The sequence below is a fragment of the Variovorax restrictus genome (assembly GCF_051216715.1).
Taxonomy (GTDB): domain Bacteria; phylum Pseudomonadota; class Gammaproteobacteria; order Burkholderiales; family Burkholderiaceae_C; genus Variovorax.
The window spans coordinates 1,365,185-1,390,519 of sequence record NZ_JBPJZH010000001.1; the positions used below are offsets into that span (position 1 = coordinate 1,365,185).

Sequence of the window (25,335 nt, forward strand, 5' to 3'; positions counted from 1 at the left end):
GTCAGCTCGGGCGGCTGTCGCTTGCTTCCTGCTCGAAGGGCAGCGTGGTCGCGGCCAGATCGCGGCGCGTTTCCACCAACACCAGGGGGCCATCGTCGACGACGGTCGCCGGTGCGCGTTCGCGCGGCACATGGATCGGCTTGGGTTCGGCATCGATCGCCGCGCGGACCTGGGCGACCCGCTCGGCGTCGGAGTTCACCCAGTGCAGGCCGGAGCCCTCGGCGACCTGCGCCAGATCGGCCAGCGGCAGTTCGAACGGTTGCACCTTGGGAAGCGCCTGACGCGCATTGCGATTGGCCGGCGCGCGGGCAACGGCCACGGTCGCCGGAACCGACGTGCGCGGCGTGCGTTCGACAGGTTGTTGCGGCGCTGCAACTTCCATTGGCATCGCGATCGGTTCGACCGCCACGGGCGCCGTGTCGGCCTCCGTGTCGGGGGCCATCGTCACCTCGGCGTCGGCACCGTCACGCGGTGCACGCTCGCGGCGGTCACGACCGTAGCGGTCACGCGTGCGACCGCGGCGCTCGTCGCCATCACGACGCGACGAGGGCTCGGCCGCGGGCATCGCGCCTTCTGCCGATGTCTCGGCCGCAGCGTCCATGGACAGTTCAGCCGTCGGGGCATCGACGGTGTCTGCACGGGCAGCACCTTCCTGGCCCCGGCGTTCGCGCCGGCCTTCGCCGCGCGGCGCACGCTCTTCGCGCGGTGCACGTTCAGGCATGGCTTCGCCAGACGACGCTTCGGCGTTGACTTCGCGTGTCGGCGTTTCGCCGTTGTTGCGCTCCCGCGCCTCGCCGGTGCGTTCGCTACGCTCTCCGCGCTCACGCCGGCCGCGGGGTGCGCGTTCGACCGGTGCGGCCATGCCGTCACCCTCGGCGCCCGCGATCGGCGCTTGCTCCTGCATCGCTTCGGTGCCTTCGAGCGAGACCGGCCGCTCTGCGTCACGACGCTCACCGCCGCGCCCGTTGCGGCGTGGTTCGCCTTCGCGTGGAGCGCGGCCCTCGCGTGGCTCGCGGGGTTCACGCGGTTCGCGCACCGGCGCATCGCTGCGAACTTCGGTGCTGCGCTCGCCGTTGCGGCGTTCGCCGCCACGTCCGCCACGGCGCTGTTCGCCGTCGCGACCGCCACGGCCCTCACCACGGCCTTCACCGCGTCCGCCGCGGCGCTGTTCGCCGTCACGCGCGCCGCGGGGTTCACCGTCGCGCCCGCCACGGCCGTCACGTCGCGTCGGCTTGGGCGCATCGACAGGAATCGCGCTGGCAGGCATCTCCGCCGGCGCTTCTGCCGGCGCCGGTGCCGAAGCGCCGCCGCCGAACAGGCTCTTGATGAAGCCGAAGAAGCCGCGCTCGGCGGGCGCCGGTGCGGGTGCAGCCACGGGAGCGGCCGGCGGCATCACTGCAGCGACGGGTGCCGGTGCCTGGACGGGTTCGGGCTTCGGCGGTACCACGGGCGCCGGCGCGTCGGGCAGCACGCCCTTGATCACCGGCGTCTGGCGGTTGGTGGGCTCCTGCGAGCGGCGCGTGACCGAGGTCGGATCTTCCACTTCCTCGGCCATCTTGTAGCTGGCTTCGATGTGGTCGAGGCGCGGGTCGTCGTGCTTGAGACGTTCGAGCTTGTAGTTGGGCGTCTCGAAAGTCTTGTTCGGCACCATCAGCACGGTGACGCGCTGCTTGAGCTCGATCTTGGCGATCTCCGGGCGCTTTTCGTTCAACAGGAACGAAGCGACCTCGACCGGCACTTGCACGTGCACGGCAGCCGTGTTGTCCTTGAGGCACTCCTCCTGAATGATCCGCAGGATCTGCAGGGCGCTCGATTCCGTGTCGCGGATGTGGCCCGAGCCGCCGCAGCGCGGGCAGGGAATCGACGAGCCTTCGGAGAGTGCCGGCTTCAGGCGCTGGCGGCTCATCTCCATCAGGCCGAACTTGCTGATCGAGCCGAACTGCACGCGGGCGCGGTCTTGCCGCAGCGCATCGCGCAGACGGCTTTCGACTTCGCGGCGGTTCTTCGACTCGTCCATGTCGATGAAGTCGATGACGATCAGGCCGCCCAGGTCGCGCAGTCGCATCTGGCGGGCCACTTCGTCGGCGGCTTCGAGGTTGGTGCGGGTGGCGGTCTCTTCGATGTCGCCGCCCTTGATGGCGCGGGCCGAGTTCACGTCGATCGACACCAGCGCTTCGGTGTGGTCGATCACGATCGCGCCGCCCGAGGGCAGCTGCACCGTGCGGGCGTAGGCCGATTCGATCTGGTGCTCGATCTGGAAGCGGCTGAACAGCGCCGCGTCGTCGCGGTAACGCTTCACGCGGGCGGCATGCTCGGGCATGACGTGCGCCATGAACTGCTGCGCCTGTTCGTAGATGTCGTCGGTGTCGATCAGGATGTCGCCGATGTCGTGATTGAAGTAGTCGCGGATGGCGCGGATGACCAGCGACGATTCCTGGTAGATCAGGAACGCGCCCTTGGCACCCTTGGACGCACCATCGATGGCGCTCCAGAGCTTGAGCAGATAGTTCAGGTCCCACTGCAGTTCGGGCGCCGAGCGGCCAATGCCTGCGGTACGGGCGATGATGCTGGCGCCCTTGGGGTACTCCAGTTGGTCCATCGCTTCCTTGAGCTCGGCCCGGTCGTCGCCCTCGATGCGGCGGCTGACGCCACCGCCGCGCGGGTTGTTCGGCATCAGCACGACGTAGCGGCCAGCCAGCGAGATGAAGGTGGTGAGGGCCGCGCCCTTGTTGCCGCGCTCTTCCTTCTCGACCTGCACGACCAGTTCCTGGCCCTCGCGGATCGCGTCCTGGATGCGGGCCTGGCTGGCCGACACGCCTTCGGCGAAGTACTGCTTGGAAATTTCCTTGAATGGCAGGAAGCCATGGCGGTCTTCGCCGTAGTCGACAAAACAGGCTTCGAGCGAAGGCTCGACGCGGGTCACGACGGCCTTGTAGATATTGCCCTTGCGCTGTTCGCGCCCTTCGATCTCGATTTCGTAGTCGAGGAGCTTTTGCCCGTCGACGATGGCCAGGCGGCGCTCTTCGGGCTGCGTGGCATTGATCAGCATCCGCTTCATGATGCGTTGTCCTTGTATGTATCGTTCTACCGGCCCATGACGGGCCAACGATGCACGGACGACGCCTGCGAAACCAGGGGAATTGCCGCTGTACCCACACTGTCTGCCGGACGACGCGCAAGCGCAGACGTCCTCCGAGCGTCAGCTCAGAGACAGCGGAGGTGGGGGCGCATGGATGGGCGCGAGCCCGATGTGATGGTGACGCGCCACGTTGTGGGTGGCGGGCTGCGCGACAGGGGCCGCGCGGGCCGCTGGAGATCCGATGCCGCGGGCCGCTGGCAACAGCCAGGTGGGCCAGCGCAGGCAAAGTTGAATCAACAGCATCAACACAAGAGAACTCGCTTCGATCCGCCGGCCGCTTGGAGCCTGCCGGCTGGGTATTCCGTATCGGTGTTTCGTGGGCGTCGGCTTGACTTGTGCGCTTGGCCTGCCACTTTGCGCTCTAGCGCGGGGTTTGCAGGCTCGGGCGCTCAAGCGGCATCGACCTTCCAGCGCTTTTGGCGGTGCTCTAAACTTCTGTTTAATCAAGCACTTACAAGACCGCGCTGGTGAAAAACATTATAGGTGCGAAGCCGCAGCCCGGCGCGTCCGAAGTCCGTTTTATGACGGTCGATGAAGAATCGGCCGGTCAGCGGCTGGACAACTTCCTGTTCCGCCAATTGAAGGGGGTGCCGAAGACGCACGTCTACCGGATCATCCGGTCGGGCGAAGTCCGCATCAACAAGGGGCGGGCCCAGGCCGACACCCGCATCGCCGCCGGTGACGTGCTGCGGCTGCCGCCCGTGCGTGTGGCAGCGCGATCGGAAGAGGGCGCCACCCCGCCCGCGCCGGCGCGCGAGTTTCCGCTCTTGTATGAAGATGACGCGTTGCTCGCCATCGACAAGCCCGCCGGCGTGGCGGTCCACGGCGGCAGCGGCGTGAGCTTCGGCGTGATCGAGCAATTGCGCACCGCCCGGCCGCAGGCGAAATTCCTCGAACTGGTGCATCGCCTGGACCGGGAGACCTCCGGCATCCTGTTGATCGCCAAGAAGCGCAGCGCGCTCACCGCGCTGCAGGATCAGTTCCGCGAGCGCGAGACCGGCAAGACCTACCTGGCCCTGGTCGAGGGCGCCTGGCCCGCCAACAAGAAGGTGCTGGACGCGCCGCTAACGAAGTACCTGTTGCCCGATGGAGAGCGCCGCGTGCGCGTCGTCGCCAAGGACCATCCCGACGCGATGCACGCCGTCACACTGGTGCGCGTGCTGGCGGCGGTCACCTTGCCCGGCAATGCCGCGCCGATGTCACTGCTTGCGGTCACCATCAAGACGGGGCGGACGCACCAGATCCGCGTGCATCTGGCTTCTGCGGGACACCCGATCGCCGGCGACGACAAATACGGCTCGTTCGAGCGCAACCGGGCCTTGCAGAAGTGCGGCCTCAAGCGCATGTTCCTGCACGCGTGGCGGCTCCAGTTCAACCACCCTGCGACCGGCGAGCGCACGGCGCTTCAGGCGGACCTCCCGCCGGAACTCGCCAACCTGATGCCGCCGTCCGCCACGGCCGCCTTGACCCTTCCGTCTCCGATGTCCTCCGCATGACCGAACCCTCCTCACGCCGCTTCGACCTGATCGTCTTCGACTGGGACGGCACGCTCTACGACTCCACGCAGCTCATCGCGCGCTGCATCCAGGCCGCTGTGGTCGATGTCGGCGGCGCCATGCCGAGCGAACGCGACGCCGCCTGGGTGATCGGCCTGGGCCTGGCCGAGGCGCTGGCGCGCGCTGCGCCCGACGTGCCGCGCGAAAAGTACGCCGAGCTGGGCGCGCGCTACCGTCACCATTACCTGCAGCGCCAGGACGACGTGATGCTCTTTCACGGGGTGCTGCCGATGCTCGATGCGCTCAAGGTGCGCGGCCATCTGCTTGCGGTCGCGACGGGCAAGTCCCGGCGCGGGCTGAACGAGGCGCTGTCCGGAGCGCCGATGCGCCATCGCTTCGACAGCTCGCGCACCGCGGACGAAACGCACGGCAAGCCGCACCCGCGCATGCTGCTCGAACTGATGGAGGAGCTGGATGTGCCGGCGGAGCGTACGTTGATGATCGGCGACACCACGCACGACCTGCAGCTGGCCATCAATGCGGGCTGCGCCAGCGTCGGCGTGAGCTACGGAGCGCATGAGCCGGACAGCTTCACGCCCTTGAACCCGTTGCACGTCGCCCATTCGGTCGATGATCTGGCGGCCTGGTTGGCCGGCAACGCCTGAACCCATTCGAGGAGGCTGCCATGACCGACGCTATCGCGCTGTGCAATTCGTCCGATCTGGTGGAGGGTGGCCTCGCTGTCCCCTTCGACGTGATCCACGGCGGCGAAACCTGCCGAGCCTTCGCGGTCCGCTTCGAAGGCCTGCCCCATGCCTACCTCAACCGCTGTAGCCACATCGCGATGGAGATGGACTACCAGCCCGACCGCTTTTTCGACGACACCGGCCAATGGCTGTTGTGCGCTACCCACGGCGCAGCCTACCGGCCGGACACCGGCGCCTGCGAGGGCGGGCCGTGCCGGGGCGGGCTCGTGAAGATCGAATTGAGCGAGAACGATGGCGTGGTGCACTGGCATACTGCCTGGAACCTTCAGCCGATCGCCTTCTAGCCTCCGATCTTTCGACCCATCACGGCCGCCTCGCGCGGTGGCCTGCCCGACCGCCATGACCGACCCCACCCGCACGGAACCGCAGGGTTTCGAGCCTTTCGAACGTCCCGCGCCGATCACGGGCGCGCCATCCCCCACCGCCATGTCCAAGAACGATCCGACCACGCAGCCCGGCTGGGAGCGTGCCACCCTCGAGAAACTCGCGTTCGCCTCGCTGCGCGAGCAGCGCGCCACGCGTCGCTGGAAGACCTTCGTGCGCCTGTCCTGGCTCGCCTTCTTCGTCTTTCTGGTGTGGTTCGCCATGTCGCGCGCGGCGCCCAGCACAACCACGTCGACCACGCACACGGCGGTGGTCGAGATCAAGGGCGAGATCGCCAACGGCGCCGATGCGAGCGCCGAATTCGTCGTGGCCGCCATGAAGACCGCGTTCGAGGACGCCGGCGCGAAGGGGGTGGTGCTGCTCATCAACTCACCGGGCGGCAGCCCGGTGCAGGCCGGCATCATCAGCGACGAGATCCGTCGCCTGAAGGCCAAGTACAACAAGCCGGTGTACGCGGTCGTCGAGGAAAGTTGCGCTTCCGCGGCGTACTACATCGCCGCGGCCACGGACAAGATCTACGTCGACAAGGCCAGCATCGTCGGCAGCATCGGCGTGCTGATGGACGGCTTCGGCTTCACCGGCACGATGGAGAAGCTGGGCGTCGAGCGCCGTCTGCTCACGGCTGGCGAGAACAAGGGCTTTCTCGACCCGTTCAGCCCGATGAACGACGCGCAGCGCGCCCATGCGCAGATGATGCTCAACCAGATCCACGCGCAGTTCATCGACGTCGTGAAGAAGGGACGTGGCGAGCGCCTCAAGACCGACACGCCCGGCCTGTTCAGCGGTCTGTTCTGGAGCGGCCAGCAGGCGGTCGACCTGGGCCTGGCCGACCAGTTGGGCAACGTCGACTTCGTCGCCCGCGAAGTGCTGCAGGCCGAAGAAGTCATCGACTACACCCGGCGCGACAACGTCGCCGAGAAGCTGGCCAAGAAGTTCGGCGCGGCGGTGGGCGATGCCTCCGTGCGCGCGCTGCACAGCGTGCCAGCGCTGCGCTGAGGATCTTCAACGTCCGATCGCGAAGACCGCTGGCTGGCGGTCGTCCGCCGCAGGGGGCCGGGCGCGCCACGTCTTGACCGTCTCGCTGCGCACGTCTGCCGTGGCCAGCGTCAGGCCGCGTGCCACGGCCAACCGCGTGTTGTGCTGCAGCGTCTGCGTCAGGGCCTGGAGCAGGGCGGTGTTTCGGTAGGGCGTCTCGATGAAGAGCTGGGTCTGGCCGGTGCGCAACGCGAGCGCTTCCAGCTCTCGGATGCGCTGCATGCGTGCGGCAGCGTCCTGCGGCAGATAGCCCACGAAAGCGAAGTTCTGGCCGTTCAAGCCGCTCGCGGCCAACGCCAGTAGCAGTGACACAGGCCCCGTCAACGGCACGACCGTGATGCCGAGCTCGTGCGCAGCCCGCGCCACCGACGAACCCGGGTCGGCCACGGCCGGCATGCCGGCCTCACTGAGCAGGCCGACATCATGGCCGTCGAGCGCGGCGGCCAGCAGCGGGCGTGCATCAAACTGGCCGGCGTGGTCGCCCTTCTTGTGCACCTCGCGCGGCAGTTCCTGGATGTGCTGCGCCTGCACGGGCGCTGCGAGCGGTGCCACCGCATCGATCCGCTTGAGATAGGCACGCGCCGTCTTGGCGTTCTCGCAGACCCAGTGGGTGATCCGTGCCGCAGCCTGCAGCGTGCCGAGCGGCAGCACGTCCTGCAGCGGCGCCTGGGTTTCGCAGCCGAAGTCGAGCGGGGCAGGCACCAGGTACAGCTTGCCGCGGACGTGCTCGTTCACGGGCGCCATCATTGAAGGGGCGCTCACAGCAGGTCCACGCCCGCCGCCCGCAGCATCCGGCAGGTGCGGATCAAGGGCAGGCCGATGAGGGCCGTGGGGTCGTCGCTGTCGATGGATTCGAGCAGCGCGATGCCCAGTCCTTCGCTTTTGGCGCTGCCTGCGCAGTCGTAGGGCTCCTCGGCGCGCAAGTAACGCTCGATGGCGTCGTCATGGAGTGGGCGGAAAGTCACGCGCACCGGTGCGACGTCATGGGCGCTGAAGCCGGTGGCCGCACAGACGACGGCCACGGCGGTCTGGAACACCAGCATTTGCCCCTGCATCCGCTGCAGCTGGAGCGCGGCCCGCGCATGGTCGCCGGGTTTTCCGAGCGGTTCACCATTCAGGTCGGCCACTTGGTCCGAACCGATCACGATCGCCTCCGGAAACCGGGCAGCGACGGCATGGGCCTTGGCCAGGGCTAGACGCTGCGACAGCGCCAGCGGCGTTTCGCCGGCCAGGGGGGCCTCGTCGACGTGTGGCGCATGCACCTCGTAGGGCAGGCGAAGGCGGTCCAGCAGTTCGCGGCGGTAGCGGGATGTCGAGGCGAGGATGAGCGTACGTGGCATGACGCTCATTGTGCGCGAGCGGTTTAGACTGACCGGAATGAACAGAGAATTTGCAACATCACGGATCGACGTGAACGCCTTTGCGACCGCGGCGGATACCCTGGCCGGCGAAACGCCGGTGTCGGACTTCGAGCGGCTGGTCTCCGAACTGGCCGAGCCTGCCGCGGACGCCCCTGTGAGGTGGGAAGCGATCGGCGAACGCCGTGCGGGCGGCGACGGTGTCATGGCGCCCTGGCTTCACCTGCGCGTCGAGGCGACGCTGCCCTTCGTCTGCCAGCGTTGCTTGACGCCTGTCCAGTTGCCGCTGTTGGTCGATCGCGCCTTCCGCTTCGCGGCCGATGAGGCAACGGCCGCGTTGGAGGACGAGGCGTCCGAAGAAGACGTGCTGGTGGCCGCGCGTGACTTCGACCTGCTGGCGCTGATCGAGGACGAATTGCTCATGGAGGTCCCCGTGACACCGCGGCATGACGTGTGTCCGGTGCCCGTCCGCCTGTCGGTGATGGATCCCGGCTTCGAGGAGGCAGAGGAAGCGGCGCCCAACCCTTTCGCCGCACTGGAAGCCTTGCGCGGACGCAAGCCAAGCTGACCTTTTCGGCTCCGAGTAGCGCATTGACTTGTCGCGCGCTATAATCATGGGCTTCGCGCGCGCCGCCATTGGTCAGGTCCTGAAGGACTTTGTGTCGATGCCGCCCCGCACCGCCCACCACCCAACCGAATTCCAGGAGCCATCATGGCCGTCCAGCAAAACAAGAAGTCGCCTTCCAAGCGCGGCATGCACCGTTCGCACAACGCACTCGACGTGCCCGGCATCGCCGTCGAGCCGACCACGGGCGAAATTCACCTGCGTCACCACATCAGCCCGAACGGCTTCTACCGTGGCCGCAAGGTTTTGAAGACCAAGTCCGAGTCCTGATCCTCGAGATTCAAGGCCGAGGCCCGAAGCTACCTCTGCCGTAGCGTCGGGCCTTTGTTTTGATGGTTATTTCTCCTTCACTCGCTCCCGCACCCGCCGCAATCACGCTCGCCGTGGATTGCATGGGCGGCGACCATGGCCCGCGCATCACGTTGCCGGCCTGTCGCGCCTTTCTGGAGCGCCATCCGGAGGCTTATTTGCGTCTGGTCGGATTGCCCGACGCGCTCAAGGGCTTCTCGCATCCCCGTGCCACGTTGATCCACGCGACCGAAGTGGTCAGCATGGACGACCCGATCGAGATTGCGCTGCGCAAGAAGAAGGATTCGTCCATGCGCGTGGCGATCCAGCAGGTCAAAGATGGTGGTGCGCAAGCCGCGGTTTCTGCAGGCAATACCGGCGCCCTGATGGCGATCGCCCGCTATCTTCTCAAGACGCTCGACGGCATCGACCGGCCTGCCATTGCGCCCCAGTTGCCCAATAGCAAGGGCGGCGCCACCACGGTGCTGGACCTGGGAGCGAACGTCGATTGCGATGCTGAAGATCTGCTGCAGTTCGCCGTGCTCGGATCTGCGCTGGTGTCCGCGTTGACGGGCAATGAGTCGCCGACCGTCGGCCTGCTCAATGTTGGCGAAGAGGCGATTAAAGGCAGCGAAACCATTAAAAAAGCAAGTCAATTGCTTCGAATGGCTGCCAAGTCGCAGGATTTGAACTTCTACGGCAATGTTGAGGGTAACGACATCTTCAAAGGCACGACGGACATCGTGGTCTGCGATGGCTTTGTCGGGAACATCACGCTAAAGGCCACGGAGGGCGTTGCGGCCATGATCGTGGACTTTCTTCGGTACGAGTATTCGAACGGCCCCTTCAGCAAGTTTGCGGCGATCGTTTCTTATCCGGTCTTAAAAGCGCTTAAAAAGCGATTGGATCACCGGCGTTACAACGGTGCCGCGCTGTTGGGCCTGCGAGGGCTGGTCTTCAAGAGCCATGGGTCTGCGGACGACGTGGCCTTCGGCTATGCACTGGATCGCGCTTATGATGCCGCTCGCAACAACCTGCTCGATCGCGTGCGGGCCCGCATCGCCCACGCCGCGCCACTGCTCGCACGTGCGGCGCCTGCGGCCCCGGCTGATGCGACCTCGCTCCACGTCTGATGACTCCTTTTTCCCGCATTACCGGTACTGGCAGCTTTCTCCCGCCCCGCCGTGTGACCAACGACGAACTGGCCCGTGACCTCGCGTCGCGCGGTGTCGAGACGTCCGACCAATGGATCGTCGAGCGCACCGGCATCCGTGCGCGCCACTTCGCCGAACCCGATGTGACCAGCAGCGATCTGGGCCTCGAGGCCTCGAAGCGCGCCCTGGAGGCCTCGGGACGCAAGGCCGAAGACATCGACCTGATCATCGTCGCCACCTCGACACCGGACATGGTGTTCCCGTCGTCGGCGGCGATCCTGCAGCACAAGCTCGGCATCGCGGGCTGTCCGGCCTTCGATGTGCAGGCCGTGTGCAGCGGTTTCGTCTATGCGCTCACGGTGGCTGACGCGATGATCAAGACCGGCAGCGCCCGCTGCGCGCTGGTGGTTGGTGCCGAAGTGTTCTCGCGCATCCTCGACTTCAACGACCGCACCACCTGCGTGCTGTTCGGCGACGGTGCCGGTGCCGTGGTGCTGGAGGCCAGCGAGACGCCCGGCATCCTGGCGAGCGATCTGCACGCCGACGGCAAGCATGTCGGCATCCTCTGTGTGCCCGGCCACGTGTCCGGCGGGCAGGTGCTGGGCACGCCGCTGTTGCACATGGACGGACAGGCCGTCTTCAAGCTCGCCGTGCGCGTGCTCGAAGATGCGGCGCGCGCAACGTTGGCGAAGGCCGGCAAGACCGAGGCCGACATCGACTGGCTGATCCCGCATCAGGCCAACATCCGCATCATGGAAGGCACGGCGAAGAAGCTGAAGCTTCCGCGGGAAAAGCTGGTGGTGACGGTGCACGACCACGGCAACACGTCGGCCGCTTCGATCCCGCTGGCGCTGGACGACGCGGTTCGCAGCGGCAAGGTTCAAAAAGGGCAAACCGTCATGCTCGAGGGCGTCGGCGGCGGGTTCACCTGGGGTGCTGTGCTCCTGACCCTGTGAATGCCACGGGCGAGCCGCTTTTCGCCCGGACGTTCGCACCTGACAAAGACAAGAGACCATGACTTCCTTCGCATTCGTATTTCCAGGGCAGGGCTCCCAGGCGGTCGGCATGCTCGACGCGTGGGGCGACCACCCCGCCGTGGCGGAGACCCTGCGCGAGGCATCTTCAGCGCTCGACGAAGACCTGGGCGAACTGATCCGCACCGGCCCGAAAGAAGCGTTGGCCCTCACGACCAACACCCAGCCGGTGATGTTGGTGGCCGGTGTCGCCGCCTGGCGCGCCTGGTTGGCTGAAGGCGGCGCCACGCCGGATGTCGTTGCGGGCCATTCGCTGGGTGAATATTCGGCGCTGGTCGCGGCGGGCGTGCTGACGCTGGCGCAAGCCGCACCGCTGGTGCGCTTCCGTGCGCAGGCGATGCAGCAGGCCGTGCCGGTTGGCACCGGTGCGATGGCTGCGGTGCTGGGCATGCCGGCTGATCAGGTGATCGCCGGTTGCGCAGAGGTCACCGCGAGCTTCGGTGCGGGCAGTGCCGAATGTGTCGAGGCCGTGAATTTCAACGACCCGATGCAGACGGTGATCGCTGGCAGCAAGGCCGCTGTCGACAAGGCCTGCGAGGTGCTCAAGGCAAACGGCGCCAAGCGTGCACTCCCACTGTCGGTGTCGGCGCCGTTCCATTCCAGCCTGATGCGGCCGGCCGCCGAGGCGCTGCGCGAGAAGCTGGCGTCGGTCGAATTCGCGTCGCCGCAGATCCCCCTGCTCAACAACATCGACGTCGCTGTCGAAACCACGCCGGAACGCATTCGCGACGCGCTCGTGCGCCAAGCGGCGGGCCCCGTACGCTGGGTCGAGAGCGTGCAGGCCTTGAAGGCGCGCGGTGTCGCCACCATCGTCGAATGCGGGCCGGGTCGTGTGCTGTCCGGCATGGCCAAGCGCATCGCGCCGGACCTTGTCACGGCGACGGTCTACGACCCCGCGACGCTCGCCGAGACCCGTCAACTGCTGACCACCCCATGAGCACCATCAAATTCGAAGGGCAGATCGCCCTGGTGACCGGCGCTTCGCGCGGCATCGGCGCCGCCATCGCCCTGGAACTGGCCCGTCACGGCCTGAAGGTCATCGGCACCGGAACGACCGACGACAGCGCCCAGAAGATCACGACCGCACTCGGCGCGCTCGGCGGCCAGGGCCGTGCGCTCGACGTCAACGACGGTGCGGCGCTCGATGCGCTGGTCGACGAGATCGTCAAGACGCACGGCGGCCTGCATGTGCTGGTCAACAACGCCGGCATCACGCGCGACATGCTCGCCATGCGCCTGAAGGACGACGACTGGGACGCGGTGCTCGACACCAACCTCAAAGCCGTCTTCCGGCTGTCGCGCGCAGCCATCCGTCCGATGATGAAGCAGCGCTACGGGCGCATCATCAACATCACGAGCGTGGTGGGCGCCTCGGGCAACGCCGGTCAGGTCAACTACGCGGCCGCCAAGGCCGGTGTGGCGGGCATGACCCGCGCTCTCGCACGCGAACTCGGCAGCCGCAACATCACCGTAAACTGCGTCGCCCCCGGTTTCATCGAAACCGACATGACGGCCAGCCTGCCCGAAGCGCAACAGCAGGCGCTGCTTTCGCAGATTCCGCTGGGGCATCTGGGCAAGCCGTCCGACATCGCACACGCGGTGGCGTACCTCGCGTCGCCGCAGGCCGCGTACGTGACGGGGCAGGAACTGCACGTCAACGGCGGCATGCACATGTAAGCGCCTGGCGCAATTCGTTTTCCGTACGGCCCGTGAGGCATCAGGCCCAGGCCGGACGGCTAAAATCCACCGATTCTTTATAAACCCTCAGAGGGAACCAAATGAGCGATATCGAAGCACGTGTCAAGAAAATCATCGCCGAGCAGCTCGGCGTGGAAGAGTCTCAAGTCACCAACGAAAAGGCCTTCGTTGCCGATCTGGGTGCCGACTCGCTCGACACCGTGGAACTGGTGATGGCGCTCGAAGACGAGTTCGGCATCGAGATCCCCGACGAAGATGCCGAGAAGATCACGACGGTGCAAAACGCTGTCGACTACGCCTCCAAGAATCAAAAGGCCTGATCGGCCGCGCATCGAACGCCCGTCCCGGTCCGTGGTGCTTCGGCGCTGCGTGCACCACGAGACGGCCTCGGTGCTTCCCCAGAAAGGTTTGCCGGCATGACCAAACGCCGCGTCGTCGTGACCGGACTCGGTTGCATCGCTCCTGTCGGAAACACGGTGTCCGAATCCTGGGCCAATTTATTGGCCGGGAAATCGGGCATCGCGAACATCACCGCCTTCGATGCGAGCGCCTTCGCCTGCAAGTTCGCGGGTGAGGTCAAGGGTTTCGACATCACGCAGTACATCACGGAGAAGGAAGCGCGTCACATGGACCGCTTCATTCATCTGGGGTTCGCTGCCGCCATCCAGGCTGTGCAAGACAGCGGGTTGCCCACGGGCGACGACCTCTCGTATGAGAAGGCCGTGCGCATCGGTTGCAACATCGGTTCGGGCATCGGTGGCCTGCCGATGATCGAAGAGACGCATGGCGAGTACGCGAGCCGCGGCCCCCGCCGCATTTCGCCGTTCTTCGTGCCGGCCTCGATCATCAACATGATCTCGGGTCACGTGTCGATCAAGTTCGGGTTCAAGGGCCCGAACATCGCTGTGGTGACCGCTTGCACGACGGGTCTGCATGCCATCGGCACGTCGGCTCGCATGATCGAGTACGGCGATGCTGACGTGATGATCGCGGGCGGCGCCGAATCCACCATCTCTCCACTCGGCATTGGCGGCTTCACCGCGCCACGCGCGCTGAGCACCCGCAACGACGATCCGGCCACGGCATCGCGGCCGTGGGACAAGGACCGCGACGGCTTCGTGCTGGGCGAGGGCTCCGGCGTTTTGGTGCTCGAGGAGTACGAACACGCCAAGGCACGCGGCGCCAAGATCTATGCCGAAGTTTCCGGCTTCGGCTTGACGGGCGACGCGTACCACATGACCGCACCCGACGTGGATGGCCCGCGCCGCTCGATGGCCATGGCGCTGGCCAACGCCGGCGTCAATGCCGACGAGGTGCAGTACCTGAACGCGCACGGCACGTCGACGCAGATCGGCGACGTCAACGAGACCAATGCGGTCAAGCTGGCTTTCGGCGATCACGCGAAGAAGCTGGTCGTCAACTCGACCAAGTCGATGACGGGCCACCTGCTGGGCGGCGCCGGCGGCATCGAGTCGGTGTTCACCGTGCTCGCGTTGCACCATCAGAAAAGCCCGCCGACCATCAACATCTTCAATCAGGATCCGGAGTGCGATCTCGATTACTGCGCCAACGAGGCGCGGGACCTCCAGATCGACGTGGCCGTGAAGAACAACTTCGGCTTCGGCGGCACCAACGGCACGCTGGTGTTCAAGCGCGCTTGACGCATTCCGTGCCATGCACAGCGCCCCGGCGGTGAGCTTCCCCGTGGGGCCATCGCGCGTGGCGCAGCTTCTGCGGTCGACCTTCTGGGTGGCTGGCGCGGTCGGCGTCAGCGCGTCCGTGGGCACCGATGTCGACGGCCGAGCGCTTCTTTTGCTGGCGAGCGTGTTGCTGGCCGGTGGCATGGCGTGGCGCTTCGGCGGTTATCGGCACTCTGGGCTGCTGCGCTACGACGGTCAGTACTGGTCATGGTCCGGTCAGCGGCCGCAGTCCGCAGCGCGCGCACAGGTCGGGCTCGATCTGCAGGCGCTGATGCTGTTGCAACTGGTCGAACCCGGGCGCCCCTCATGCTGGTTGTGGCTTGAGCGGCGCGCCGACCCCGCACGATGGACGGCCGTTCGGCGTGCGGTATATTCGCGCGCCCCGGCAACGGCCGCGGACGAGCCATCGTCCGATGCATCGGCGCCCGGCGCGCCTTCCTCGTTTCGATGACAGCCTCTCCTCCACCCGTTCCCCCCGACGCTGCCCCGGCTGGCGAGGCAGGGCCGCGTCCCGGCGAGGTCGATTTCCAGCTTGTCCAGCGCACGGTCGCGGGCGATCAAAAGGCTTTCGAACTGCTCGTCATCAAGTACCAGCGGCGCATCGAGCGCCTCATCGGTCGGATGGTGCGCGACGTCGACCTGGTGGAGGACATCGCGCAGGAAACCTTCATTCGCGCCTACCGGGCCTTGCACCAGTTCCGGGGCGATGCGCAGTTCTACACCTGGCTCTACCGGATTGCGGTGAACACCGCCAAGAAGGCGCTGGTCGACATGAAGCGCGACCCGACCGTCTCCGAGGCGGCGCTGCGCTCATCTTCCACGGACGACGATGAAACTTACCGGCCCGGAAACGAACCAATCAGCGACGAAACCCCCGAAACCGTGATGGCCGCGAATGAGATCGCGGCCGCGGTCGAGGCCGCGATGGATGCCTTGCCTGCCGAACTCCGGCAGGCGGTCACGTTGCGCGAGATCGAGGGGATGAGTTACGAAGAAATTGCCGAGGTCATGCGTTGTCCCATCGGCACGGTTCGTTCGCGCATCTTCAGAGCGCGTGAAGCGATTTCGGCACGGGTCAAGCCCATGCTCGACAACCAGTCCGGCAAGCGTTGGTAAGCAGGTGAACCAGATGAAAACTACCCAAGAGTCCGTGCGCGAAGCGGTGTCCGCCCTGGCGGACGGCCGCCTTGAAGGCGACGATTTCGCCCAGACCGTCGATCGCCTGTGCGCCGACGACGAATTGCAGGCCACCTGGCGCACGTATCACGTGGTGGGCGATGTGCTGCGCGCAGGTCGGCAGCCGGCTTGCACCGACGGCAACCAGTTCCTCGCGCGTTTCCAGGCGCGGCTCGCCGCTGAGCCCGTGCAGTCGCTGCCGAAGGCGATGCCTGTCGTGCAGCCCCAGTCCGTGCCCATGGTCCGTGCGCCGGCCGCGAACGAGCCCGTCTTCCGCTGGAAGCTGGTGGCGGGTGTGGCTTCGTTGACCGCCGCTGCGGCGATCGGGTGGGCCTGGGTCGGCAACGGTGTTGCCGTGCCGACGTCGGGCCCGCAGCTGGCGTCGCAAGACGCTGCGCCTGCGCAGCCTTCAGCGGAGGGGTCGGTGCTCGCCGCCATGCAGCAGAGCGCGCCCACGGTAAACCCGGGTGGAGCCCGCGTGCTGGTCGGCAGTGGTGCGAATGCACCGCAGGTGATGCTGCGTGATCCGCGCCTGGACCAGTTGCTCGAAGCACATCGGCAAGCCGCAGGCGGCGCCCAGATGCCGTCCGGCTTTTTGCGCAACGCCACCTTCGAAAGCCCCTCGCGCTGAGCGGCGCCGATGATGTCCACTTTCGGAACGACCAACCCCCGATGAACGTACGCCGCACCTTGCTGGTGGTGACCGCCCTCTGCGCCGCGCATTGGGCCACGGCGCAGACGCGCAACGCCCCTGCGGGGCTGCCGAAGGCCTCGGGTGCCTCGCCGGCAGAAGCCGCACCGGTGCTCAGCACCGTCGATTGGTTGCAGCGCATGCATGCCGCCTCGCGCCAGCGCACCTATGTCGGCACCTTCGTCGTGTCGGCGGCCACCGGCAATCTGTCGAGTTCACGCATCTGGCATGTCGCCGACGGCGACATCCTGACCGAGCGCATCGAGGCGCTCTCGGGTGCGCCGCGCTCCACCTTTCGTCGTAACGACCACGTGATGACCTTCTTCCCGGAAGAGAAGGTCGTGAAGAGTGAAAAGCGCGAGAACCTCGATTTCTTCCCTAACCTGCCTGGTGTGCCGGACTCGGCCGTCGGCGATTTCTACGATGCCCGTCCGCTTGGCAAAGGCCGCGTCGCCGGCTTCGATGCCGACGTGTTGCAACTGGCGCCGCGCGATGGGCTGCGTTTCGGCTACCGGGTGTGGAGCGAGCGCCGCACCGGCCTGGTGGTCGCACTTCAGACGGTGGACGGCGAGGGTCGCGTTGTGGAGCAGTCCGCGTTTTCCGAACTGCAGTTCGAGGCGCCCGTGAAGGCGCATGCCCTGGCACAGATGATGGGCAACACGGCCGGCTACCGGGTGGAAAAGTCTGCGCTTGAACGCACCACGGCTGCCGCCGAAGGCTGGTCTCTGCGCGAGCCGGTGCCGGGCTTCAAGCCTGTCAATTGCTACCGGCGGGCACTGGGCGGCGAATCCAGGCCCGAGCGCACGATGCAATGGACGTTTACCGACGGGTTGGCCTCGGTGTCTCTGTTCGTCGAGCCGTACGATGCACAACGCCAGCAGAGCGAAGCACTGATGACCCTGGGCGCGACCTACACGCTCACCCGCCGGATCTCCGATAAAGGCGGCGATTGGTGGCTGACAGCCGTCGGCGAAGTACCACCGCAGACGCTGCAGGCCTTCGCGCAGGGGCTGGTGCGCACGCGCTGACGGGTTCGGGTCGCCGGCCAGGTGCCGTTGCATGGCGATCGTGCTGAACCAATTGCTTCTTTCGCATTCATAGCGCCGTGTCGTTTGCAGTTTTGCATGGAAGAGAGATTCGAAGATGACGTTGCAAGTCGAGGGTAAGAAGCTCCAGTCCTACGTGTTCGCATGTGCCTTGGCCTTGTCGGTGATTGGCGCCGCATTGCCGACCACGGCGGCGCAGGCGCAGACCCGCACGCTCCCGGACTTCACCGATCTGGTCGATCAGGTCGGCCCGGCCGTGGTCAACATCCGGACGGTGGAAAAGGTCGCACAGCGCGGAGCCGGCAATGGCGAGATGGACGAGGAGATGCAGGAGTTCTTCCGCCGCTTCTTCGGCCAACCCTTGCCCGGGCAGCCGGGCCAGCCGCGACAGACGCCGCCCCGACCCCAGGATCGGCAGGAAGAGTCGCGACCGCGTGGCGTGGGGTCCGGCTTCATCCTGAGCCCGGACGGTTTCGTCATGACCAACGCGCACGTCGTTGAGGGCGCGTCCGAGGTGATGGTCACCCTGCCGGACAAGCGCGAGTTCAAGGCGAAGATCATCGGTGCGGACAAGCGCACCGACGTCGCGGTTGTGAAGATCGATGCCACCGGCTTGCCCTCGCTGAAGATGGGCGACGTGTCGAAGCTGCGCGTCGGTGAATGGGTGATGGCCATCGGTTCCCCTTTTGGCCTGGACAACACCGTGACCGCCGGCATCGTGAGCGCCAAGCAGCGCGACACCGGTGACTACCTCCCGTTCATCCAGACCGACGTGGCGATCAACCCGGGCAACTCGGGTGGTCCACTGATCAACATGCGCGGTGAGGTGGTCGGCATCAACAGCCAGATCTACTCGCGCTCCGGTGGCTTCATGGGCATTTCGTTCTCGATCCCGATCGACGAGGCGATCCGCGTGAGCGAGCAGTTGCGAACCTCCGGGCGGGTCTCGCGCGGGCGGATCGGCGTGAGCATCGACCAAGTGACGAAGGACGTTGCCGAGTCCATCGGCCTCGGCAAGGCGCAAGGCGCGTTGGTGCGCAGCGTCGAAGCCGGATCGCCGGGCGAGAAGGCCGGCATCGAGGCGGGGGACATCATCACCAAGTTCGACGGCAAGGCGATCGAGAAGCCGAGCGATCTGCCGCGGCTGGTCGGCAACACGAAGCCTGGCACCAAGAGTTCGCTGACGGTGTTCCGCCGTGGCAGCTCGCGGGATCTGTCGGTGACTGTCGCCGAGATCGAAGCCGACAAGCCGGCCCGCACGGCGGTCGAGCGCGAAGAGCCGACGCCCAAGCCGTCCGCCTCCGCAGCGGCCAAGTCGCTCGGTCTGGCGGTCAGTGACCTGACCGAGGCGGAGAAGAAGGAGATCAAGCTGCGCGGCGGCGTGAAGATCGAAGCCGCCACCGACAACGCGGCCCGTGCCGGACTGAAGGAAGGCGACGTGATCCTCGCTGTGGGGAACATCGAAGTGGCGAACATCAAGGAGTTCGAATCGGCTGTGGGGAAGGCCGACAAGTCCAAGCCCGTGAGCGTGTTGTTCCGCCGGGGAGAATGGGCGCAGTACACCCTGATCCGCCCGACGCGCTGAGCGTCAAGCGCTTTCAGTGGCCCCACCCGCTAGTCGGGTTTGGGGCCTTTTTTTAGGGCGAAAGGCGGCGCGTCAGGTCATCCGAACTGATTTTTTTAGATGGTGCCCGGCGGTATTTGAAGTTAGTGTTCACAAACAAATAAAGTTAACTAACAACACATTTCAGTAGAATACGGGCCTGAGCCGGCACTCCTCATGCATAAGAGCGCAGGATCTCTTCACCATGCGAGAAGCTCAGCGACAGTCCACCGGCGCTCCACAGATCGCCCACAAGTTGTCCTATAGGTTGTCCCATGCTTTTGTGAATAAGCTGTTCATAACTTTGATGTTGCTGACCCGCAACGAGCCCCGCAGGCCCTGTCCCGACATGTACGCGTTCCCCTTTTTGCCTACAATGAAGCTCCAACTACTGCAGTTGCCATTGCTTGTTGGTTCAGGGCGCGTCTCTTTCGGACGCGCCCTTTTTTCTTGCCTGACGCGTTCTGCGTCGTTGGCAATTCAAGTACTTAAGCGTTCCCGTTGATGAATCACATCAGAAACTTCTCGATCATTGCGCACATCGACCACGGCAAGTCGACGCTCGCGGACCGACTGATCCAGCGTTGCGGCGGCCTCGAAGAACGCCAGATGGAAGCGCAGGTGCTCGACTCGATGGACATCGAGAAAGAGCGTGGGATAACCATCAAGGCACAGACGGCCGCGCTGCATTACAAGGCACGCGACGGGCAGGTCTACAACCTCAATTTGATCGACACGCCGGGCCATGTCGACTTCTCGTATGAGGTGAGTCGTTCGCTGTCGGCCTGCGAAGGCGCGCTGCTGGTTGTCGACGCGTCGCAAGGCGTCGAGGCGCAGACCGTGGCCAACTGCTACACCGCACTCGACCTCGGCGTCGAGGTGCTGCCTGTCCTCAACAAGATCGACTTGCCGAACGCGGACCCCGACAACGCCAAGTCCGAAATCGAAGACGTGATCGGTATCGATGCCACCGAAGCGATTCTGTGTTCTGCCAAGACCGGCATCGGCATCGACGACATCCTCGAAGCCGTCGTTGCCAAGGTGCCGCCCCCGCGTGGCAATCCCGATGCGGCGCTGCGCGCGATGATCATCGACAGCTGGTTCGATCCGTACGTCGGTGTCGTGATGCTGGTGCGGGTTGTCGATGGCCGACTCGCGAAGGGTGAGCGCATCAAAATGATGGCGTCTGGCGCGATGTACAGCGCCGACAACCTGGGCGTGTTCACGCCGGCCACCGAAAAACGCGAGTCGCTCGAAGCGGGTGAGGTGGGCTTCATCATCGCCGGCATCAAGGAACTGCAAGCGGCCAAGGTCGGCGACACGGTGACCTTGATCAAGCCCGGAACCGGCGGCGCAGCAGCCACCGCGACCGAAGCACTTCCAGGCTTCAAGGAAATCCAGCCGCAGGTGTTTGCCGGGCTGTATCCGACCGAAGCGAGCGAATACGACGCGCTGCGCGACGCACTCGAAAAGCTCAAGCTCAACGACGCGTCGCTGCACTACGAGCCCGAGGTCAGCCAGGCGCTGGGCTTCGGCTTTCGTTGCGGCTTTCTCGGACTGCTGCACATGGAGATCGTGCAGGAGCGACTGGAGCGCGAGTTCGACCAGGACCTGATCACCACTGCGCCGAGCGTGGTGTACGAGGTGGTCAAGAACGATGGCACCGTCCTCATGGTCGAGAACCCGTCCAAGATGCCCGAAATCGGCAAGACCGCCGAGATCCGCGAACCCATCGTCACCATGCACCTCTACATGCCGCAAGAGTACGTGGGCGTGGTGATGACGCTGGCCAATCAGAAGCGCGGCGTGCAGATGAACATGGCCTACAAAGGCCGCCAGGTGGTGTTGACCTACGAGATGCCGCTGGCTGAAATCGTGCTCGATTTCTTCGACAAGCTCAAGAGCGTCAGCCGGGGCTATGCCTCGATGGACTACGAGTTCAAGGAGTACCGCTCGGCCGAGGTGGTGAAGGTCGACATTCTGCTCAACGGCGAGAAGGTCGATGCGCTGTCGATCATGTTGCACCGCAGCCAGAGCGTGTACCGCGGCCGGGCCGTGGTCTCGAAGATGCGCGAGATCATTTCGCGCCAGATGTTCGACGTCGCGATCCAGGCGGCCATCGGGGTCAACATCATCGCGCGTGAGACAATCAAGGCCCTGCGCAAGAACGTGCTCGCCAAGTGCTATGGCGGCGACATCTCCCGCAAGAAGAAGCTGCTCGAGAAGCAGAAAGCGGGCAAGAAACGCATGAAGCAGATCGGCTCCGTCGAAGTCCCGCAAGAGGCTTTTCTGGCGATCCTGCAGGTCGAAGACTAATAAAAATGGCATTCCTCACATCCCTCATCCTCGCCGTGTTCGCCGGCTATGTCGGCGCCTGGTACTTCGGCGCGGTCGAAGGCAACTTCGCGTTGTTGCTGTTCCTGGCGACGGTAGTCACCGGCCTCTACTGGATGGCTGAGCGCTTCTACTTCCTGCCGCGGCGCCGGCGTGCTGCCGAGACGCTCGAAACCTCGCTGGCCCAGCGCCGCGAAGAACTGGCGCGTCAGGGCATCAACCAGGTCGACACCGTCGACACGAAGGCGCGGGAGCGGCTGCTGATGCAGCCCTGGTGGCTGGACTGGACCGCCGGGTTGTTCCCGGTGATCCTCGTTGTGTTCCTGCTGCGCTCCTTCCTGTTCGAGCCCTTCAAGATTCCGTCCGGCTCGATGATGCCAACGCTCCTCACCGGCGACCTGATCTTGGTGAACAAGTTCACCTACGGCCTGCGCCTGCCGGTGATCAACACCAAGGTCACAGAAGGCCGCGCACCGGCGCGAGGCGACGTGATGGTGTTCCGCTATCCGCCCAAGCCCAGCCTCGACTACATCAAGCGCGTGGTCGGCGTGCCGGGCGACGAAGTGGCCTACCTGAACAAGAAACTGACGATCAACGGCCAGCCGGTCACCAAGGACGCGATTCCCGACTACTTCGACGAGGAGACCATGCGTTACCTCAAGCAGTACACCGAAAAACTTGGCGACAAGACCCACAAATTGCTCAACGACGACAGCCGCCGCGCCGGCATCTCGGAAGTGGAGGTCATGGCCTTCCCGAACCAGGAAAATTGTCGTTACAGTGTCGAGGGCGTGGTCTGCAAGGTGCCCGCGGGTCACTATTTCATGATGGGTGACAACCGCGACAACTCGCTCGACTCGCGTTACTGGGGCTTCGTGCCGGACAAGAACATCGTCGGTCGTGCGTTCTTCGTCTGGATGAACTTCGGCAATCTCGGGCGCATCGGCGCATTCCAATAAAAGCAATCTTCGAGGGGTAGAGCAATGGCAGTGAGGGCACAGTGGTCGGTCTCGGCAGCGAGGCAGCGGGGCATTTCGTTCATCGGGCTGCTGTTCGTCGCCATCGTGCTGGCGTGCGTCGGCGTCGTGGTGGCGCAGGTGGTTCCCACGCTCATCGAGTACCAGGCCATCCAGAAGGCCGCAGCCAAGGCGGCCGAGGGCACGACAGTTCCCGAAGTGCGCTCGATCTTCGACCGGGCCCAGGCCATCGACGACTTCAAGTCGGTGAGCGGCAAGGACCTCGACGTGCAGAAGGTGGGCGACAAGGTGGTCGTTTCCTTCGCTTACGACCGCGAGATCCACCTCTTCGGCCCGGCCTACCTGTTGCTCAAGTACAGCGGCCAGGGCCAGTCCCGCTGACCGTGGCAGAGGGCGCTCATGCTGCGCTGCAGGCGCGCCTCCAGCACACCTTCGCCGACGCGCGGCTGCTCCAGCTCGCGCTCACGCACCGCAGTTTTTCTTCGGACCACAACGAACGGCTCGAGTTTCTCGGCGACTCCGTCCTGAACCTGGCGGTGTCGCACCTGCTGTACGTGCGGCTGTCGGAACTGCCCGAGGGCGATCTGTCGCGCGTGCGGGCCAACCTGGTCAAGCAGGACACGCTGCATCAGCTGGCGGTCAAGCTTGCGCTGTCGCCGCTGCTGCGGCTGGGGGAGGGCGAGGCCCGGTCCGGCGGCCCGAACCGTCCCTCCATCCTGGCCGACGCGCTGGAAGCACTGATCGGCGCGGTCTACCTCGATGCCGGTTACCCCGCGGCGCAGGCGCTGGTCCACCGGCTCTACGAATCCGTCGAGATCACGCCGCGCATGGATGCCGCCGCCAAGGACCCGAAGACCGAATTGCAGGAATGGCTGCAGGGGCACAAAATGAAGCTGCCCGTCTACAGCGTGGTCGGCACCCTGGGCGCGGCGCACAAACAGACCTTCGATGTGGCCTGCGAGGTGGTCGAACTGGGCCTGACCGAGCGCGGCATCGGCGGTTCGCGCCGCGCCGGCGAACAAGCCGCCGCCGCGGCGATGCTGATCCAGCTCAAGGCGCGCGGCACGAAAGCAAAATGAACATCACCCACGACGCCCCTGGCGACCCCGAAGAAGACATGTCCCCGACGCCCGATGCGGTGGCAGTCGGCCCGCAGCACTGTGGCCTGATCGCCATCGTCGGCAAACCCAACGTCGGCAAGTCGACGCTGCTGAACGCGCTGGTCGGCCAGAAGATCAGCATCACCTCGCGCAAGGCGCAGACCACGCGCCACCGCATCACCGGCATGCGCACGCTGGGCGCGACGCAGTTCGTCTTCGTCGACACGCCGGGCTTCCAGACGCTGCACGCCAACGCGCTCAACAAGTCGCTCAACAAGACGGTGCAGGGCGCTGTCGGCGACGTCGACCTGATCCTGTTCGTGGTCGAGGCCGGCAGCTTCACGCCCGCCGACGAGCGGGTGCTCAAGCTGCTGGGCAAGGGCATCCCGACCGTGCTGCTCGCCAACAAGCTCGACAACGTGCACCGGCGCGGCGACATCGCGCCCTGGCTGCAGACCATGCAGGGCAAGCACGCCTTTGCCGAGTTCGTGCCCATGTCGGCCAAGAATGCGAAGGACGTCGAACGCCTGTTCGGCATTTGCGAGAAGTACCTGCCCGAGCAGCCCTGGTTCTACGCCGAGGACGAACTCACCGATCGCAGTGAGAAATTCCTCGCCGGCGAGCTGGTGCGCGAGAAGCTGTTCCGCCTGACCGGCGACGAGCTGCCCTACACCTCGACCGTGATCATCGACAAGTTCGAGGAAGAGCCGCCGCAGAAGAAGGGCCAGAAACGCCTGCTGCGGATTGCGGCGACCATCGTGGTCGAGCGCGACACGCACAAGGCGATGGTGATCGGCGACAAGGGGGATCGCATCAAGCGCATCGGCATGGAAACCCGCGTCGAGCTGGAGAAGCTGGCCGACGCCAAGGTGTTCCTGGAGCTGTGGGTCAAGGTGCGCTCCGGCTGGGCCGACGACGAGGCCCGGGTGCGCAGCTTCGGCTACGAGTAAGCAAGCCTGGTGGCCACCCAGCGCGTCTCGCACGAGCCGGCCTACGTGCTGCACCGCTACGACTGGAGCGAGTCGAGCGTCATCCTGGAAGCCTTCACCCGCCACCACGGGCGCATCGCGGTGGTGGCCAAGGGCGCCAAGCGGCCGAGTTCCAACTTCCGTCCGGTGCTGCTGCCCCTGCAGCCGCTGCAGCTCAACTACGGCGGCGACGCCGAGATCCGCACGCTGAAGGGCGCCGAGTGGATGGGTGGCCACGTCATGCCGACGGGCGAATCGCTGCTCTCGGGCTATTACATCAACGAACTGCTGCTGCGCCTGCTGGCGCGCGACGACGCGCACGAGGCGCTGTTCGATGCCTATGCCGGCGTGGTCGAGGTGCTGGCGGGCGACCATGCCGGCGCCCAGGCCGCCACGCAGGCGGCAGCGTTGCGGGCCTTCGAGCTGCTGCTGCTGCGCGAGGTCGGCCTGCTGCCTGCGCTCGACGCCGAGACACTCACGCTCTCGCCGCTGTCGGCCGACGTGCGTTACACGCTGCTGCCCGAGGCCGGGCTGCGCGAGGCGGGGGACGACGAGACGGCGCTCGCCGGGGCAGACTGGCAGGCGCTGCAGGTGGCGCTGGACGACCGGGCGCCCTTCACCGCAACGCTGCGCGGTGTGGCCACGCTGAGCGCCGGCAGCAACGGTGCGTTGCGCGGTCAGTTGCGCACCCTGCTGAACTACCATTGCGGCGTGTCCACCCTGCGGACCCGGCAGATGATGCGGGACCTCCAAGCCCTTTGA

Annotated in this window: 26 protein-coding genes; 23 read left to right on the top strand and 3 right to left on the bottom strand. The window is 65.7% G+C overall.

Translation table 11 applies throughout. The annotated features are described in order from the left end of the window. Window position 1 precedes the first annotated feature (1 nt). A complete protein-coding gene (locus tag ACSFA0_RS06335; protein WP_435449365.1) occupies window positions 2-3,058 on the bottom strand; it encodes an Rne/Rng family ribonuclease in 3,057 nt (1,018 codons plus the stop codon). 548 nt (window positions 3,059-3,606) lie between these two features. Between ACSFA0_RS06335 and ACSFA0_RS06340 the strand changes: the two genes are divergently transcribed. Genes ACSFA0_RS06340 through ACSFA0_RS06355 form a run of 4 tightly spaced genes read left to right on the top strand, consistent with a single transcriptional unit; the run spans window position 3,607 to window position 6,782 of the window. Continuing rightward, window positions 3,607-4,635, top strand: coding sequence for an RluA family pseudouridine synthase (locus ACSFA0_RS06340; protein WP_435449366.1), 1,029 nt, complete (start codon window positions 3,607-3,609; stop codon window positions 4,633-4,635). Next, entirely contained in the window at window positions 4,632-5,300 is a 669-nt protein-coding gene (locus ACSFA0_RS06345) for an HAD family hydrolase (protein ID WP_435449367.1), read from the top strand. Before ACSFA0_RS06340 ends, ACSFA0_RS06345 begins: the two co-directional genes overlap by 4 nt. 20 nt (window positions 5,301-5,320) lie before the next feature. Beyond that, window positions 5,321-5,686, top strand: coding sequence for a Rieske (2Fe-2S) protein (locus ACSFA0_RS06350; protein ID WP_435449368.1), 366 nt, complete (start codon window positions 5,321-5,323; stop codon window positions 5,684-5,686). Window positions 5,687-5,741: 55 nt separating this feature from the next. Further along, window positions 5,742-6,782: a S49 family peptidase gene (locus ACSFA0_RS06355; protein ID WP_435449369.1), complete on the top strand. Its 1,041-nt coding sequence runs from the start codon at window positions 5,742-5,744 to the stop codon at window positions 6,780-6,782. A 6-nt stretch (window positions 6,783-6,788) separates the two neighbouring features. On the opposite strand, the gene ACSFA0_RS06360 is transcribed toward ACSFA0_RS06355, so the two are convergent. After that, window positions 6,789-7,565, bottom strand: coding sequence for an SAM-dependent methyltransferase (locus ACSFA0_RS06360; protein ID WP_435450907.1), 777 nt, complete (start codon window positions 7,563-7,565; stop codon window positions 6,789-6,791). Between the two features lie 14 nt (window positions 7,566-7,579). Then, a complete protein-coding gene (locus tag ACSFA0_RS06365) occupies window positions 7,580-8,161 on the bottom strand; it encodes a Maf family nucleotide pyrophosphatase (protein ID WP_435449370.1) in 582 nt (193 codons plus the stop codon). Window positions 8,162-8,198: 37 nt separating this feature from the next. On the opposite strand from ACSFA0_RS06365, the gene ACSFA0_RS06370 reads away from it, so the two are divergent. The 19 genes from ACSFA0_RS06370 to recO all read left to right on the top strand — a co-directional run bounded on the left by ACSFA0_RS06370 (window position 8,199) and on the right by recO (window position 25,335). Beyond that, window positions 8,199-8,747, top strand: coding sequence for a YceD family protein (locus ACSFA0_RS06370; protein ID WP_435450908.1), 549 nt, complete (start codon window positions 8,199-8,201; stop codon window positions 8,745-8,747). A 144-nt stretch (window positions 8,748-8,891) separates the two neighbouring features. Continuing rightward, entirely contained in the window at window positions 8,892-9,074 is a 183-nt protein-coding gene (gene rpmF, locus ACSFA0_RS06375; RefSeq protein WP_435449371.1) for a 50S ribosomal protein L32, read from the top strand. Between the two features lie 62 nt (window positions 9,075-9,136). Further along, window positions 9,137-10,225 (top strand): phosphate acyltransferase PlsX, encoded by a 1,089-nt coding sequence (plsX, locus tag ACSFA0_RS06380; protein ID WP_435449372.1) that lies wholly within the window; start codon window positions 9,137-9,139, stop codon window positions 10,223-10,225. Then, entirely contained in the window at window positions 10,225-11,202 is a 978-nt protein-coding gene (locus ACSFA0_RS06385) for a beta-ketoacyl-ACP synthase III (protein WP_435449373.1), read from the top strand. The genes plsX and ACSFA0_RS06385 overlap by 1 nt, the downstream gene beginning before the upstream one ends. Window positions 11,203-11,260: 58 nt before the next feature. Next, the gene (gene fabD, locus ACSFA0_RS06390; protein WP_435449374.1) at window positions 11,261-12,217 is read left to right on the top strand and encodes an ACP S-malonyltransferase; all 957 of its coding nucleotides are present in this window, start codon (window positions 11,261-11,263) and stop codon (window positions 12,215-12,217) included. Next, window positions 12,214-12,957 (top strand): 3-oxoacyl-ACP reductase FabG, encoded by a 744-nt coding sequence (fabG, locus tag ACSFA0_RS06395; protein ID WP_435449375.1) that lies wholly within the window; start codon window positions 12,214-12,216, stop codon window positions 12,955-12,957. The genes fabD and fabG overlap by 4 nt, the downstream gene beginning before the upstream one ends. 101 nt (window positions 12,958-13,058) lie before the next feature. After that, window positions 13,059-13,298 (top strand): acyl carrier protein, encoded by a 240-nt coding sequence (acpP, locus tag ACSFA0_RS06400; protein WP_140843300.1) that lies wholly within the window; start codon window positions 13,059-13,061, stop codon window positions 13,296-13,298. A 96-nt stretch (window positions 13,299-13,394) separates the two neighbouring features. Further along, a complete protein-coding gene (gene fabF / locus ACSFA0_RS06405) occupies window positions 13,395-14,639 on the top strand; it encodes a beta-ketoacyl-ACP synthase II (protein ID WP_435449376.1) in 1,245 nt (414 codons plus the stop codon). Between the two features lie 13 nt (window positions 14,640-14,652). Further along, window positions 14,653-15,129 (top strand): hypothetical protein, encoded by a 477-nt coding sequence (locus ACSFA0_RS06410; protein WP_435449377.1) that lies wholly within the window; start codon window positions 14,653-14,655, stop codon window positions 15,127-15,129. Continuing rightward, a complete protein-coding gene (gene rpoE, locus ACSFA0_RS06415) occupies window positions 15,126-15,794 on the top strand; it encodes an RNA polymerase sigma factor RpoE (RefSeq protein WP_435449378.1) in 669 nt (222 codons plus the stop codon). The genes ACSFA0_RS06410 and rpoE overlap by 4 nt, the downstream gene beginning before the upstream one ends. A 13-nt stretch (window positions 15,795-15,807) precedes the next feature. Further along, on the top strand, window positions 15,808-16,485 hold the full coding sequence (locus ACSFA0_RS06420) for a sigma-E factor negative regulatory protein (RefSeq protein ID WP_435450909.1): 678 nt from the start codon (window positions 15,808-15,810) through the stop codon (window positions 16,483-16,485). A gap of 41 nt (window positions 16,486-16,526) precedes the next feature. Then, window positions 16,527-17,573, top strand: coding sequence for a MucB/RseB C-terminal domain-containing protein (locus tag ACSFA0_RS06425; protein ID WP_435449379.1), 1,047 nt, complete (start codon window positions 16,527-16,529; stop codon window positions 17,571-17,573). 115 nt (window positions 17,574-17,688) lie between these two features. After that, window positions 17,689-19,176 (top strand): DegQ family serine endoprotease, encoded by a 1,488-nt coding sequence (locus ACSFA0_RS06430; RefSeq protein ID WP_435449380.1) that lies wholly within the window; start codon window positions 17,689-17,691, stop codon window positions 19,174-19,176. 522 nt (window positions 19,177-19,698) lie between these two features. After that, window positions 19,699-21,510, top strand: coding sequence for a translation elongation factor 4 (gene lepA / locus ACSFA0_RS06435; RefSeq protein WP_435449381.1), 1,812 nt, complete (start codon window positions 19,699-19,701; stop codon window positions 21,508-21,510). A 5-nt stretch (window positions 21,511-21,515) separates the two neighbouring features. Then, entirely contained in the window at window positions 21,516-22,487 is a 972-nt protein-coding gene (gene lepB / locus ACSFA0_RS06440; protein WP_435449382.1) for a signal peptidase I, read from the top strand. A gap of 24 nt (window positions 22,488-22,511) precedes the next feature. Beyond that, a complete protein-coding gene (locus ACSFA0_RS06445) occupies window positions 22,512-22,886 on the top strand; it encodes a DUF4845 domain-containing protein (protein ID WP_435449383.1) in 375 nt (124 codons plus the stop codon). Between the two features lie 2 nt (window positions 22,887-22,888). After that, window positions 22,889-23,584 (top strand): ribonuclease III, encoded by a 696-nt coding sequence (rnc, locus tag ACSFA0_RS06450; RefSeq protein WP_435449384.1) that lies wholly within the window; start codon window positions 22,889-22,891, stop codon window positions 23,582-23,584. Between the two features lie 38 nt (window positions 23,585-23,622). Then, complete coding sequence (era, locus tag ACSFA0_RS06455) at window positions 23,623-24,555, top strand: GTPase Era (RefSeq protein WP_435450910.1); 933 nt, start codon at window positions 23,623-23,625, stop codon at window positions 24,553-24,555. A 6-nt stretch (window positions 24,556-24,561) separates the two neighbouring features. Next, window positions 24,562-25,335 (top strand): DNA repair protein RecO, encoded by a 774-nt coding sequence (gene recO, locus ACSFA0_RS06460; RefSeq protein ID WP_435450911.1) that lies wholly within the window; start codon window positions 24,562-24,564, stop codon window positions 25,333-25,335.